Raw genomic sequence first — 15159 nt, forward strand, 5'->3', positions numbered from 1 at the left:
TTACTCCTTTATATTTTACTATCCCTCAGTAAATTGATAATTAGTTCAATTTCTTCTGTCATCGGCCTACAGTGTTCTATTTTTGGAGAATACTGACGAACCGTGTGATAAATAGATTGTGCTTTTTTACTTGCTTTTTCAATACCCCGTAACTCAAGAGCCTGTGTTGCAGCAAGAAACAAAATTGCGGTGAGTCGCTCCAAATTAGCGACTGACTCTTGAAAATCCAGAGCGGCATGAGTTCCTAAACTATTTACATCCTGATTATCACCCTCTGTAGGTAAAGTAAATGACTGATGTGACTGAGCAAATTTACGATTTTGTACTGCCAGTGCCGCTGACAACAGTTGCATCGAACGAAAACCATTATGCGTTCCTGGATTAGGGACTAAGTTTACCGGTAAATTATGATTCTTACGAGGATGTACTAAGTTTGCAAGTAATGCATGCATCCACGTAGATGCCTGGGCAATATTCATTTTCAAAATATCACATGCATCCGTAATATAATAGCCCATAAAATTTGCACTATGATGAATATTATTCGCTGCGACATCAATGACAGGATTATCATTAACGGAGTTCATTTCATTTTCTATCCATCTAATCGCACGTTCTAAGTTTTCTTGAAAGGGGCCAAATCCTTGAGGAACAGAACGAATAGAATAATAATCTTGCACGGGTTTATAGGTATAATCTGTGGTTCGTAATTCATCTAAATCGGTCAATAATTGGCTGCCTTCCCAGAAATCAATAAAAAATTGATTGATTGTCGTTTCGCCCTTTTGTTTTTTCAGTTGATGCACCATGGGATGATAAGCACTGCTTATTACCAGCAAAGACTCTAAGGTCATCGCAATGGCAGCCAACATTTGATTGAATAGACGGTGCAAATCATAAACGGCCAAACTGGCTATTGCAGTCATAAATGATGTGCCGTTAATGAGGGCAAGACCATCACGCATGACAGGTTTATAAGCCTTAAGCCCTGCTAATTGAATCGCTTCAGGCGCCCGCATTACTTTATTTTGGTAAGTAACCGCAACCGGCTCTCCAATAAGCGCTGCGGCAATCATGGAAAGGGGAATAAGATCACCACTGGCACCAATGGAACCATAGCAACGAACTACGGGAGTAATACCAGCATTTAGAAAATCTAACAGTGAGTTAATTAGTTCGGGATGAACACCAGAATAACCTTGTGCCAAACAATGGGCACGCAGCATCATAGTCACTCGAACGATATGCGGCGCGACAATTGTGCCCAAACCGCAAGAAAGAGAGCGAATGATGTTTTCTTGTCGCTCATTTATCGACTCATAATAGTCCAGTGCCTCAGTATCTTTTAAAGCCGCATCGATATAACGAACTTGATCACCAAAATTTGTGTTAACCCCATAAATGGGTACTCTCGAATCAACATGAACTTTTAAATACTGATATGAAGCTTCGATTACATCCATAGCCTGAGGTGGTAAAGCAACCGCAGATGAATAATGTGCCAATACTTGCGAAGAAGCTATAGTCAAGTGACAACCATGGCCAATTGTGACAAGGGGCATATTTGCTTTACTCATGCTTACCGTATTAGATAATTTGGAAGGATCAAATGACTTTAAATGTTCCAAGCGTAACTCCATTTATCATAAAGATTCATCATAAATTGAACTTAGTGTGTTCTTTTTTAGAATACATTTCAATAAAACTTGATACTTTATTTTTAGGGATGACTTAAAACCCAGGTTAGGGCGATACCCTCGCCCAGGTTCAACGTTCCTAGAATGGCAACTCCAGTGTGTCATCTAATAAATGCATCTGTTTTTTAAATAACTCCTGAATTTGCTCTAAGTTATGTTCATCTTCTGCTTCAAAACGAGCAACAAGACAAGGAGTTGTATTGGATGCACGCAATAAACCCCATCCCTTATCCAATTCCACACGTAAACCATCAATTGCTATAACACGTGCCTGTGGAGGAAATTCTGCCATTTCGTTAAACCGCTTCATAAACTGAAATTTCTCATCATCTGCTATGGCAATTTTTAATTCCGGAGTATTGACGCTATTCGGAATTACTTCAAATTGTTCACTTACTGTCATATCAGAAGCACTAATGATTTCGAGTAACCGGCAAGCACTATAAAGTGCATCGTCAAATCCATACCAACGATCTTTGAAAAATAAATGGCCGCTCATTTCACCAGCCAAAGCAGCTCCTTCTTCTTTCATTATGTGCTTCACAATGGAATGCCCAGTAGGGCACATTTTGGCTACTCCACCCGCTTCTTTGATCACCGATTCTAAATGACTGGAACATTTCACATCAAAAACTATAGTTGCTCCGGGACGACGCGTTAATAATTCACGCGCATAAAGCATCATCAAACGATCTGGCCAAATCATTTCTCCTTTATTTGTGACCAAACCTACGCGATCGGCATCACCATCAAAAGCTAATCCCAAATCTGCCTTATGTGTTGCTACCGCGGCTTTCAGATCAACTAAATTAGCTTCGATGGTTGGATCAGGATGATGATTAGGAAAATGACCATCGACATCGCAATAAAGTTCAATCACATCACAACCTAATTCACGAAGCACTTGCGGCACAATTGGACCAGCAATACCGTTCCCACAATCAACGACAACCTTTAATGGGCGCTTGATTTTTATATCACTTATAATCCGTTGCTTATAGCTAGGCAAAATATCGAATGGCACATCCTTACCTTGACCAACAACGCGTTTCCCTTCCAGAACCATCCGATACAAGATATCAATATCTTCTTGCATTAGAGTCTTACCCAATAACACCATTTTGATGCCATTGTAATTCGCCGGGTTGTGACTTCCTGTTACCATCAAACCACAATCGATACCTTGAGTATGAACTGCAAAATACATCACCGGGGTGGGAGCCTCGCCCAGGTCAAGTACATCAATGCCACTATCTAGTAATCCTTGTTTTAAAGCTGAAGCCATGCCAAAACTGGTGAGGCGACCATCGCGTGCTAAGAAAATTTGCTGGCGTTGCAAATCACGTAAATAACAGGCTAGAGCCAGTCCAATGCTGTAGAACGCATTTTCATCCAATTCTTGACCAATTATGCCTCTAATATCATAAGCACGAAACACAGAGCGAGAAACTTGCTTTTGCTGATAGTTCATTTAATGTCTCCCCGAACTGCCAAATCCACCGTCTCCTCTAGAGGTTTCAGTAAATTCATTAACTATTTCAAAAGCTGCTTGTACAACTGGAATAAAAACTAATTGCGCAATACGCTCTCCAGGATTCACAGTGAAATGTTCAATTCCTCTATTCCAGCAAGAAATCTTAAGTTCACCTTGGTAATCAGAATCAATTAACCCAACTAAATTACCCAAAACGATACCATTTTTATGTCCCAACCCCGAACGAGGTAAAATCACGGCAGCTAATTTGGGATCAGCAATATAAATTGACAGACCTGTTGGCAATAGCACAGTCTCTTGCGGTGCAATTTGAATCGGCTCATTGATACAAACACGCAAATCTAGCCCGGCTGAACCATCGGTCGCATAAGTAGGCAACGGAATTGTGTCACCTATTCGAGCATCAAGAATTTTTAATTGAATCGCTTGCGTCATAATTTTTCCTATTAACATTAATGCGCATCATTTTGCAGAGTTGCAGCAATGATTGCAATAATTTGTCCAGCCAACCGTGTTTTATGGGTTAAGGGCAGCTCGATTTGCTTGTTTTTTGCAATCAAAGTAACTTGATTGACCTCACTGTCAAATCCAAGTCCTTTACCAACTGCATTAGCCACGATCATATCCAGTTTTTTATGCTGTAATTTTTCAGTGGCATAATGTAAAACATCCGTAGTTTCAGCAGCAAATCCAACCACATAAGAAGCCTTAGCTGAATCAACAACACGACTTAAAATATCGGGATTCTTGATCAACTTAAGTGTCATTTCATCATGATTTTTTTTCTTGATTTTCTCAGACGCCGGTGACTCAGCCCGATAATCTGCAACAGCAGCTGTTCCTATAAATATACCATCTGATGGCAACTCCTGCATGACAGCATTCAGCATTTCTTGTGCAGACTCAACCTGAATCCGTTTAATAGTCGCCGAAGCCTGTAAAGAGCTCGGTCCACTAATCAAAGTAACCTGTGCTCCAGCCATGGCAGCAGCCTCTGCTAAGGCATAGCCCATTTTTCCGGAACTATAATTGCTGATATATCGCACGGGATCTATAGATTCACGAGTAGGTCCCGCAGTAACCAGCACTTTTTTACCCACTAATAACCGATGTACCTCATGTAAGCGTAAAGCGCTAATGATTTGCTCCACTTCACTTACGCGCCCAAAACCCTGTTCTCCACAAGCTTGGGAACCTTCTTCAGGGCCCACAAAAATAACTCCACGTTCCTGTAAAAGCGTACAATTGGCTTGCGTCGCGGGATGAGACCACATGCTGCGATTCATCGCTGGACAAACAATCACGGGAACTTCTGCAACAAGATATAACGTTGAGAGCAAATCATCAGCGATACCTTGTGCTATTTTGGCAAGACAATTGGCAGAAGCAGGTGCAATCACCAAATAATCAGCCCAACGTGCCAATTCAATATGCCCCATAGCACGTTCTGCCTGGGCATCAAATAAATTCGTACGTACATCATTTCCTGATAAAGCTTGCATCAATAAAGGACTAACAAATTCCTGGGCTGATTGGGTCATCACCACTTTAACCTCAGCACCTGCTCGAGTTAACTCTCTAATCAGATAAGCTGATTTATATGCAGCCACCCCACCACAAACTCCAAGAAGTACTTTTTTCCCAATAAAATCTTGCATGGTTCAACGTTTTTGATAAGAATAGCTTCGATCAAAGCATAAACTTCGCAATAAAGGAATAGAAAAATGACGGTTGTCCAATCAACACGGCAGTTAGACCTGCGTGAGAAATTACTTACCCACGGTGCACAAAGTCTTTCAGATCCAGAGTTACTCGCAATTTTTATTAGTTCCGGCAGTAATAAAAAATCCTGTGTCCAATTAGCATTTGACCTCCTCAAACATTTGGGAGATTTACGTGCCATTCTTAACGCAGATAAAGAAAGTTTCAAGCAAATCCATGGTTTGGGAGATGTACGCTATGCCCAATTGCAAGCAGTTAAAGAAATGTGCCGTCGCAGTGATTACATTCAGTTGCAAAAAGAAACTCAAATCACCAACAGCAAACAAACCTATGCTTATTTAAAAAAGCGGATGCGCGATTATAAAAATGAAACGTTTGCTGCTCTGTTTCTTGATAATCAACATCGCATCATTGCTTATGAAGAACTTTTTTCTGGCACAATCAATACGGCCACGATTCATCCCAGACCCATCATCGAACGTGTCTTACAACTTAATGCTGCGGCCCTCATCCTTGCCCACAACCACCCATCAGGTCTAGCCGATGCAAGCCATCAAGATATTGTTGTCACTGAACGCATCCGCGAGGCTCTTGAATTAGTTGATGCCCGCTTATTGGATCATCTAATTATTGGTGACAACGAGGTTTATTCCATCTTTGCCGAAAGCAAATCGATATGTTGTAACTAATACTCAATAAGCCCGCACCCGACGCGCTGCGCTGCGTCGGGTGCTTGACATCATCAACAGTTGTACGTTGATTGAGCTTCTACTTGCTTTTGTCGCTCTGAAAACTCACGCAATTGATCTTTAGAAATTGTAATTACAAATTGATTCGAATTTGAATAATTCGTCTCAAGAATAAAAGTGAATTTTTTATTTTCTTTTATTGGCTTATCCTGTTCAAATGGGGTTATTTTTTCAACAAAGTGATACCCGTCATCCAACACTTTGCCAAAATTATGGGTATGACCAAAACCCACCTCCTCCCCAAGTTCGTGTATGCTTAATTTAGCTAAATATTTTACGGCTCTCTCAAGATCTTGTTCGGTAAGTTCCGTCTGACACATATCAGAAAATTTATCTTTAAACGAACTGCTTTTACCTTGTGTACTGGTCTCCATCGAGGACTGAAAGTGTTGTTGTAAAGATTGGAGTTTAGTGAATAACTCTGTATTGCGTGAGGGGTTGTGAGTAATATTTCTTTTTATAAAACTACTGCTTCGTTCACTTTTTATTGAATCAAGATCTTTCTCTTTAATTACAATGTTGCGAAGGCTGTGAATGTGGGCAATGGGTTTACCCACATGGGCACTCATTGTATCAAGTATTTTACTCAGGGTCAGCGGTTCGCTCGGTTGGAACTTAGCATAATGACGGGCTATTTCTGTGGCGATAAAAAAAGCTTTATCTTTATCTTTTTTTAGACTTCTTTGATTGGCCACCAGTGACTCAATAAATGCTTTATTATATTTATCGATTTCTTCTTGTTTCGGTTTATCCAATTCTATATTAAGCCGATGATCGAGTGCATTGTAAAGATTTGCCTGGTCCTGGAATTTAGTAAGAACTGTGTCCACGACGGGCCGATAAGCTTGTAATAACCCCCCAGCATAGACCCAATCGTCCACTGAATCTTTTTTATTCCAGGTATGTTCATGAATACGCGACATTACCCCATTTTGGGCGTAATAGGTTTTAGCAATTTGATTTATTATATCAATTTGACAGTGCCACTCTTCGGGGACAGGGTAAGAACCAAGCGAAAATGCTTCCGTAAGGGATTGATCACCGGCAACTCCGCACACATCAGATAAACGCATTAAATCAAGTGTTGTATCATGAGTAAAACGATTTCTTTGAAATACTCTAAACTCTCGACCAGGATTTGATTCATTCAAAACAATCTCTTTATGCGGCTTTTCTGAGTCTCCAGTATAAAAAACAAGCTTTCCATAGCCTAGTTCTTTTAATTTCGCTTGAAAGTCTTTTTCTTCAAGCATGGATAATACGACCTGATCCTTCTCATTCTTATCTGAAGCACTTACAAAATAATTTGCATGTTTTCCTTCCTCATTACTTGCTGCAAAGACTGTAGCCGCTCTCTTGTAAGAATAAGGGTGGTTATAATAAGAAAAAGCAAAACTGTTTTTTTTAAGAAATGAAGTGGCATCATCCACCTCATTACCAAACACTTGCTTTTTTAAAAGAGGATCGAGTCCGTTCAGTATTTGGCCGCGAGCTTTCAATTTTGCATCGGGGTTCAGACGCGAGAATTCTTTTAAATGCTGTTCAATTAAAATTCCCGGATAATTCTCTCCCACCCCCACATTTCCACTTAAATTAATTATAGGTGGCTCATAAATTGGCTTTTCATAAAGCCCATATTCACCAATAAATATTTTGGGGCAGGTACTTTTCTTATGATAATGATTCAATGTGTTATTAAAAATTGCAGTTTCAACTGCAAGTTGAGCACTGTCACATAGCTCACGGAGCTTATGAGGGTGGAGCTTATTCGTATTAACCATTTTGATTTGAGGATGCGTCACTTGCTCTAAAAAGTCAGGCTCAATCTCGGTTATTTTTTTTATTGAATCAGTTGTCGCTAAAACATAAATCGGAGCATCTGGATATTTTTTCGTCAGAAATTTAGCTATTTTCATTCCAAGAGAAACATCACCATAACCATTCTGATCAATCATATGTAAGACAATGGGACCTTTAAATTCTGATTTGCTTTTAAAATCAGGTTTAAAAACATCTTCAGCCCGTATCATAATTAATAGCCCACAAAATAAGCACTACTATATGATTAATATTAGACCATCCATGGGTGCAGTGTAGGATTTGATTGTCAAATTGAACGGGAGAATATGAAGAATTAAGCCCTGGTAAAATCAAAAGAAATAATTTTCGAAATTTCAGGTTGTTTTAAGGCCAAAGCCAATAAGCGGTCGACGCCTAAGGCCACTCCGCTACAAGCTGGCAAACCATGCTCTAAAGCCTGCAAAAGATATTGATCCGCGTCCACAGAAGGAAAACCTTTTTTGTTTCTTACTTTTTGGTCTTGAACAAAACGATTAGCTTGGGCAGTAGCGTCGGTTAACTCATGGAAACCATTTGCTAACTCTACTCCTTGATAATACACCTCAAAACGTTCTGCCACACCATGATTAATTTTTGCTAAAGCCGCTTGCGATATTGGAAAATTATATACAGCTACCGGGGCGCATTCTTTACCCAAAAAAGGTTCTACAACATGACTCATTAAGAGAAATAGATACTGATCTCTATCCTCTTCTTGAGGAGATAAGACATTATCCAAATCATAACGCGTTAATATTTCCCTAAATTGTGTAATGGGCGCAGATAACGGATCCACATCACAGGCATCAAGAAAAGCCTGTTGATAGGTTTTTTTGATCATAGGCTTAGATTGCATCACCATTTGCAGGAACGCATCCATCTCGTCCATCAAGGCATGATGATCAATACCCAATCGGTACCACTCTAACAAAGTAAACTCAGGATTATGCCAACGACCTAGCTCATCATCGCGAAACACACGGGCTATTTGAAAAATAGAGCCACTCCCTGCAGCAAGCATTCGCTTCATATGGTATTCAGGAGAGGTTTGTAAACAATAAGATTCACCACGAAAAGTAGCTTTGATGTTACTGAGATAAACATCGGTTGTACCATAGCGCGCCATAATTGGAGTTTCTACTTCCAAGTAATCACGCTCAGTAAAAAAAGAACGTATTCTTGCTAATAATTTCGCCCGTTGACGCAAAAGCTCGATCGGTGCTGAAGGCTGCCACATTAATAAAAAATTCCCAATTCCAGTCGTGCTGCTTCAGTCATTCTCTCTTGAGACCAAGGTGGCTCCCAGACTAATTCTACAGAACAATCGCGAACACCTTCAACTTTATTGACCGCTTGTTCTACTGTTCCTGGAAACGTTTGAGCAACAGGACAACCTGGAGTAGTTAAAGTCATGTGGATTACAACATGGGCCTCTTCATCGATCAAGATATCGTAAATCAAGCCCAGGTCATAAATATTGACTGGAATCTCAGGGTCATAAATCTCCCTAAGCGCATTAATAATGGCTTCTTTCAACAACTCCAAGTCCTGTTTTTTCTTAAAACCAAACATAAAGTACCTACTTATATTTTGGTGACTATAATCTAGGCAGTGCAACACTGTCATAACCTAATGATAATAATCTATCCCACGTCCCGCAGCTTGTCCGCGGGATCCAGACATCTTTCGCTCTCACCAGATCCCGTGGACAAGCCGCGGGACGTAGGATTCAACTCAATTACCAGCATAATGTATGTGAAGCACAATAAAACCCAGTAATAATGTCTTCCTATTCTGTTTTCACCACATTACTGTCTTTATTCAATGCCGCTTCCAAAGTATGCCAAGCCAAGGTGGCACATTTTACCCGCGCCGGATAAGCCTTAACTCCGGCAAGGACGGTCAACTTATCCATATAACGTAACTGACTTTCCTCATTTTGCGTCAACATATGATGAAAGCGATGAAACATTTCATGAGCTTCTTCTATGGTTTTTCCTTTTATTGAGTCCGTCATCAAGGAAGCCGAAGCTTGAGATATAGCACAACCACATCCTAAAAAACTCAATTCAGTAATCAAATCCTTGTCGATTTTAACATAAACGGTTAACTTATCCCCACACAAAGGGTTAAAACCATTCGCTTGCACTGTCGCATCCTTCATTTCATAGTGATGACGTGGATTGCGATTATGATCGATAATGATTTCTTGATAAAGCTCTCGCAACTCAGCACTCATGCGAATACCTCTTTAACTCGATGCAATGCTTGTATGCATGCATCAATTTCTTCTTTAGTATTATAAAATGCCAAAGAAATACGTGAAGTGGCAGCCACATTATAAAAATCCATCAATGGCATAGCACAATGATGGCCACTGCGTATTGCAATTCCTTCACTGTCTAAAATAGTGCCAATATCATGCGCGTGAATTGTTCCATGGACAAAAGCGACCACAGGTACTTTTTGTTTGGCGGTTCCAATGATGTTAAATCCGCTTACAGAGCGAACTCCAGCAGTTGCATATTCCAATAATTCCTGTTCATACGCAATGATTGCGTCCTTATCCAACGACTCTAAATAATCGATTGCAGCACCTAAGCCAATTGCTCCGGCAATATTAGGAGTACCCGCTTCAAACTTATAAGGTAAAGCAGCATATTCTGTGGCGTCAAAGGTAACATAATTAATCATTTCGCCCCCACCTTGATAAGGTGACATGGCTTCCAAAAGTTCTTCTTTGCCCCATAGAATGCCAATACCTGTAGGACCAAATAACTTATGTCCAGAGAACGCGTAAAAATCACACCCTAAATCTTGTACGTCTACTGCAAAATGAGGAGCTGCTTGTGCTCCATCTAATAATACTTCGGCACCAACATCATGGGCCATCTTAATCATTTCTTTAACCGGATTAATTGTACCTAAGGCATTGGAGGCATGAGAAATTGCAACAAACTTGGTATTTTTATTTAATTTTTTAGCAAATTCTTCCAAGAGAATTTCACCATCCAAAGAAATAGGTGCAACTTGCAGCCTGGCACCTGTTTTTTTGCATACCATCTGCCATGGAACAATATTGGAATGATGTTCCATATGTGTAATTAATATTTCTTCATCAGGTAAAATACGAGGTGCAACCAAACTTTGGGCTACCAAATTAATTGCTTCAGTTGTTCCGCGTACATAAATACATTCGCGGGGGGAGTTTGCATTAATAAAGCGCTTCACTTTGGAACGCGCAGCTTCATAGCCCTCAGTTGCTCTGACACTCAAAGTATGTACACCGCGATGCACATTCGAATTATCATGCTCATAATAATGAGAAATAGCCTCAATCACCGCTTTAGGCTTCTGTGCCGTTGCCGCGTTATCAAAATAAATTAAATCAGAATCATTTACTTTTTGATGGAGTATAGGAAAATCTCTACGAATTGCATGAATATCCAAGGCGTCCATTAGCTTACCCCAACTGTTGTGTTAATAAATGCCCCATATAATCCGCCAATTGACGATGGGGAATAAGCCGCAGATTATCGCTAGCAAAAGCATGAATTAAGTAGTGCGATGCTTCAAGTCGATCAATTCCACGAGTCGCCAAATAAAATAATGCTTCCTCATCTAATTGTCCAACTGTTGCACCATGAGAGCACAAAACATCATCAGCAAAAATTTCTAACTGTGGTTTTGTATCAACTTCTGCATTTGCTGAAAGTAATAAATTTTTATTTTGTTGTTTGGCATCCGTGTGTTGTGCATTTTTGGCAACAACGACCTTACCATTAAATACTGCACGCGAACGTCCAGTGAGAATCCCTTTATAATCCTGTTCACTACTACAGTTAGGAACCAAATGGTGCACTGTTGTATGATGATCCACATGCTGCCCTTCAGCAGGAGCATAAATCCCATTCATTAAAGAATGAGTTTTTTCTTCTTGCAGATACAAACTGATGTCCGAACGGACCAATTGTCCACCAAGACTTAAGGAATGATTGGCAAACTCGCTACCTGCCAATTGCTTCACCGACAGATGACCTAAATGAAAAGCCGATTTACTCTCCCTTTGAATCGTACAATGTGTTAATTTGGCATCAGCACCGACTACAATTTCAGTTACTTTATTAGTCAGATAACAACAATCAGCCAAACCCTGATAGTCTTCAATTATTGTAGCCTGAGTGTTTGCTTCAGCAATAATTAGATGTCGTAAATAAACTGCCTGATTCGTTTGAGTTTGTATATGTGTTAAAGCGATAGGCTCTTCAATCACAACCCCGGCAGGGATGTAAATCAATAGACCACAATGAATCATAGCCGTATTTAAATAATGAAAACCATGCTCTTGCTTTAAAATGGTTCCCAAATAAGGTTGCAGCAATTCCGAATGGTTCACTAATGCCTCAGCCAAAGGAAGGACTAACACTCCTTTAGGTAAAATTTTGGTAAGTTGTTCTATGCCCAAAATGAGTCCATTTTGGATTGATACATGTTGATTTACTGGTAGATCAGAATTTATTTTTCCATCCTGGGCTACAACCACAGACTCTTGAGGACTATTTCCAGTGCCAGAACGCATAAACGGTTGGTTCAATAAGGCATCAACACTGGTATATTTCCAGTCTTCATCATGACGCGTTGGAAAGCCGTGTCGGTTCAAATCCCTTAATGCTTTAGTCTGCAATTGGGCAAGCCAAGGTAAGGTAGATAAACTGGCTTTTGCTCGTTGTTGGTAAAAATCCAAAATCTCGCTCATATCGTTACACCGTTTCCTCAAGCCAGCTATACCCTTTTTTCTCTAATTCAAGTGCCAATGATTTATCACCAGACATAATGATACGACCATTAACCAGTACATGGATAAAATCGGGCTCAATGTAATCCAGCAAACGCTGATAATGCGTGACTAAAATAATCGAACGCTCAGGCGACCGCATGGCGTTAACCCCTTGAGAAATAATACGCAATGCATCGATATCCAAGCCTGAATCTGTTTCATCAAGAATAGACAGCTTGGGCTCTAAAGCAGCCATTTGTAAAATTTCATTCCGTTTTTTCTCGCCCCCAGAAAATCCTTCGTTGATGCTGCGATACAAAAAGCTTTCATCCATTTCCAGTAACTGGCATTTCTCGCGAATGAATGAGAGAAACTCAATAGCATCAAGGGTATTTTTTCCCTGACCTTTACGTACTGCATTAACCGAGGCTTTGAGAAAATTAACATTAGTTACCCCAGGGATCTCCACTGGATATTGAAAGGACATAAAAACACCAGCTCGTGCTCTTTCTTCGGGAGATAAAGGCGTCAAATCCTGCCCTAAATAATTTATTTCTCCACCAGTCACTTGATACGATGGATGACCAGCTAATACTTTAGACAGGGTACTTTTACCAGAACCATTAGGCCCCATGATGGCGTGAATTTCACCAGGATTCACCTGAAGATCTATGCCCTTTAAAATGGATTGGCCATTTACCTCAACATTTAAGTCTTTGATTTTTAACATATTAACCCACTGCCCCTTCTAAACTTAGACCTAGCAATTTAGTCGCTTCCACCGCAAATTCCATAGGCAACTCTTTTAATACCTGCTTACAAAAACCATTTACAATCATCGAAACAGCGTCTTCGGTATCGATTCCTCGTTGTTGACAATAAAACAGTTGCTCTTCACTAATCTTTGAAGTAGTTGCTTCATGTTCTACCTGTGCCGTAGGGTTTTTAACTTCAATATAAGGAAAAGTATGCGCAGAGCATTCAGACCCCATCAGCATAGAGTCACACTGAGTATAATTACGCGCATTAGTCGCTGTCGGTGCAATACGAACCAAACCACGATATGCATTATGTGCACGCCCCGCACTGATTCCTTTGGAAATAATGGTTGAACGCGTGTTTTTGCCAATATGGATCATTTTAGTGCCCGTATCGGCTTGTTGGTAATTATTGGTTAACGCAACTGAATAAAATTCCCCAACAGAATCATCCCCTTGTAAAATAACGCTGGGATATTTCCAGGTAATTGCTGAACCGGTTTCAATTTGTGTCCAGGAAATTTTAGAGCGCTTGCCGCGGCATGCCCCTCGTTTGGTCACAAAATTATAAATTCCACCTTTTCCTTCCTTATCACCTGGATACCAGTTTTGGACTGTGGAATATTTAATTTGTGCTCCATCCAAAGCAACTAACTCCACCACCGCTGCGTGTAATTGATTCTCATCACGCATAGGTGCTGTACACCCTTCTAGGTATGAAACATAACTGTCTACATCGGCAACGATTAAGGTACGCTCAAATTGTCCTGTAGATGCTGCATTAATCCTGAAATAAGTGGATAATTCCATGGGACAACGCACCCCTTTGGGGACATAAACAAAAGAGCCATCACTAAAAACAGCCGAATTCAAAGCAGCATAAAAATTATCACGGTAAGGTACTACTGAACCTAAATATTGCATAAGCAATTCGGGGTATTTGTGTACGGCTTCAGAGATAGGACAAAAAATAACACCTTTTTCGGCTAATTTTTCTTTGAACGTAGTCGCCACAGAAACACTATCAAATACTGCATCGACAGCTACACCCGCCAACATCTCTTGTTCTCTTAAAGGAATACCTAATTTCTCATAGGTTCTTAGTAATTCGGGATCAACCTCATCCAGACTTTTAGGAGCATCTTTTTTCTGTTTAGGTGCTGAATAATAAGAAATAGCTTGGTAATCCACCGGCGGGTAGTGCACACTGGACCATTGAGGGGTCGACATGGTTAACCAATGCTTGTAAGCCTTTAAACGCCATTCCAGCAAAAATTCAGGCTCGCCTTTAATTGCTGATAAACGTCGAATAACTTCTTCATCCAAGCCAGGCTCAAAAGTATCTACTTCAATGTCGGTGGTAAACCCATGTTGGTATTCTCTATCGAGCAGAGAATTAATTTGCTCACTGCTTTTAGCCACGATTAACTCCACTTGCCAATTGTCGAACTCGTTCCACATCGTATGCTTGCAAGGTGGGTTTCGCCAAAGTGGCCAAACTCACACTATCCAAGGCTGTTTCAATTGCTTGGCTTATTAAGCGCCAATTGCCCTGAATGGTACAAACACCTTGTAATGAACAATCATTAGGTTGCAAACTGCATTCTGTGAAACCGCGATGTTCTTCCAATGCAAAAATTATTTGCGACACAGAAATCTCAGTTGCAGGTCGTCGCAATCGATAACCTCCAGCCACTCCACGTACTGAAGTTAACAAACCTGCACTGGTTAAACGTTTTAAAATTTTACTTACCGTAGGTACAGTTAGATGAGTATGTAATGCGATATCACGAGCATTACACAATCCTTGCGCGTGCTTTGCGAGATAAACCATCACTACTGTTCCATAATCGGCCAACTTGCTGATGCGCAGCATAACACCTCAAACTCGAATAATCTAGTACTAAATAAGTCTTAATTAGAAACAAAAACTCACTTATTTTATTTTCTATCCATATTATAAATATAGTACCAAAATAGTTCTATATCTGGCAAACAAGAATAGTACCTTATTGTTAAGGAATGATGCAAATAAAATATGCAAAAGATAACTTATTAGAGTTGCTTTAGTTTTCCGCTGTTCATTAGCTACATCTTTGTAAATATCATTAACGAAAAAAAT

At 40.1% G+C, this 15159-nt stretch carries 14 protein-coding genes; 1 reads left to right on the plus strand and 13 read right to left on the minus strand.

Annotated elements, in window-relative coordinates; genetic code table 11:
* Positions 1-8: 8 nt before the first annotated feature.
* From ACWTEW_RS16090 to coaBC, 4 genes are all read right to left on the minus strand, one after another.
* A complete protein-coding gene (locus ACWTEW_RS16090) occupies positions 9-1628 on the minus strand; it encodes an HAL/PAL/TAL family ammonia-lyase (RefSeq protein ID WP_454782675.1) in 1620 nt (539 codons plus the stop codon).
* A 148-nt stretch (positions 1629-1776) separates the two neighbouring features.
* Complete coding sequence (locus ACWTEW_RS16095) at positions 1777-3168, minus strand: phosphomannomutase/phosphoglucomutase (protein WP_454782676.1); 1392 nt, start codon at positions 3166-3168, stop codon at positions 1777-1779.
* The gene (gene dut, locus ACWTEW_RS16100; RefSeq protein WP_454782677.1) at positions 3169-3627 is read right to left on the minus strand and encodes a dUTP diphosphatase; all 459 of its coding nucleotides are present in this window, start codon (positions 3625-3627) and stop codon (positions 3169-3171) included. It lies immediately after the preceding gene.
* A 17-nt stretch (positions 3628-3644) separates the two neighbouring features.
* Positions 3645-4850: a bifunctional phosphopantothenoylcysteine decarboxylase/phosphopantothenate--cysteine ligase CoaBC gene (gene coaBC / locus ACWTEW_RS16105; RefSeq protein WP_454782678.1), complete on the minus strand. Its 1206-nt coding sequence runs from the start codon at positions 4848-4850 to the stop codon at positions 3645-3647.
* A 66-nt stretch (positions 4851-4916) separates the two neighbouring features.
* Between coaBC and radC the strand changes: the two genes are divergently transcribed.
* On the plus strand, positions 4917-5603 hold the full coding sequence (radC, locus tag ACWTEW_RS16110) for a RadC family protein (RefSeq protein ID WP_454782679.1): 687 nt from the start codon (positions 4917-4919) through the stop codon (positions 5601-5603).
* Between the two features lie 53 nt (positions 5604-5656).
* Here radC and ACWTEW_RS16115 read toward each other — a convergent pair whose 3' ends face one another.
* The 9 genes from ACWTEW_RS16115 to ACWTEW_RS16155 all read right to left on the minus strand — a co-directional run bounded on the left by ACWTEW_RS16115 (position 5657) and on the right by ACWTEW_RS16155 (position 14913).
* Positions 5657-7693 carry a hypothetical protein gene (locus tag ACWTEW_RS16115; RefSeq protein ID WP_454782680.1) on the minus strand — a complete coding sequence of 679 codons (2037 nt, stop codon included), beginning with the start codon at positions 7691-7693 and terminating at the stop codon, positions 5657-5659.
* Between the two features lie 104 nt (positions 7694-7797).
* Positions 7798-8739, minus strand: a complete 942-nt coding sequence (gene epmA / locus ACWTEW_RS16120; protein WP_454782681.1) for an elongation factor P--(R)-beta-lysine ligase — start codon at positions 8737-8739, stop codon at positions 7798-7800.
* Positions 8739-9074, minus strand: a complete 336-nt coding sequence (locus ACWTEW_RS16125) for an SUF system Fe-S cluster assembly protein (RefSeq protein ID WP_454782682.1) — start codon at positions 9072-9074, stop codon at positions 8739-8741. The genes epmA and ACWTEW_RS16125 overlap by 1 nt, the downstream gene beginning before the upstream one ends.
* 217 nt (positions 9075-9291) lie before the next feature.
* Entirely contained in the window at positions 9292-9741 is a 450-nt protein-coding gene (sufU, locus tag ACWTEW_RS16130) for a Fe-S cluster assembly sulfur transfer protein SufU (RefSeq protein ID WP_454782683.1), read from the minus strand.
* A complete protein-coding gene (locus ACWTEW_RS16135; RefSeq protein ID WP_454782684.1) occupies positions 9738-10961 on the minus strand; it encodes a SufS family cysteine desulfurase in 1224 nt (407 codons plus the stop codon). Before ACWTEW_RS16135 ends, sufU begins: the two co-directional genes overlap by 4 nt.
* 4 nt (positions 10962-10965) lie before the next feature.
* The gene (gene sufD / locus ACWTEW_RS16140; protein ID WP_454782685.1) at positions 10966-12258 is read right to left on the minus strand and encodes a Fe-S cluster assembly protein SufD; all 1293 of its coding nucleotides are present in this window, start codon (positions 12256-12258) and stop codon (positions 10966-10968) included.
* Positions 12259-12262: 4 nt separating this feature from the next.
* Positions 12263-13009, minus strand: a complete 747-nt coding sequence (sufC, locus tag ACWTEW_RS16145) for a Fe-S cluster assembly ATPase SufC (RefSeq protein WP_454782686.1) — start codon at positions 13007-13009, stop codon at positions 12263-12265.
* 1 nt (position 13010) lies between these two features.
* Positions 13011-14459, minus strand: a complete 1449-nt coding sequence (sufB, locus tag ACWTEW_RS16150) for a Fe-S cluster assembly protein SufB (protein ID WP_454782687.1) — start codon at positions 14457-14459, stop codon at positions 13011-13013.
* Complete coding sequence (locus tag ACWTEW_RS16155) at positions 14452-14913, minus strand: SUF system Fe-S cluster assembly regulator (RefSeq protein WP_454782688.1); 462 nt, start codon at positions 14911-14913, stop codon at positions 14452-14454. Before ACWTEW_RS16155 ends, sufB begins: the two co-directional genes overlap by 8 nt.
* Positions 14914-15159: the final 246 nt, after the last annotated feature.

The organism is Legionella stuttgartensis, assembly GCF_977063405.2.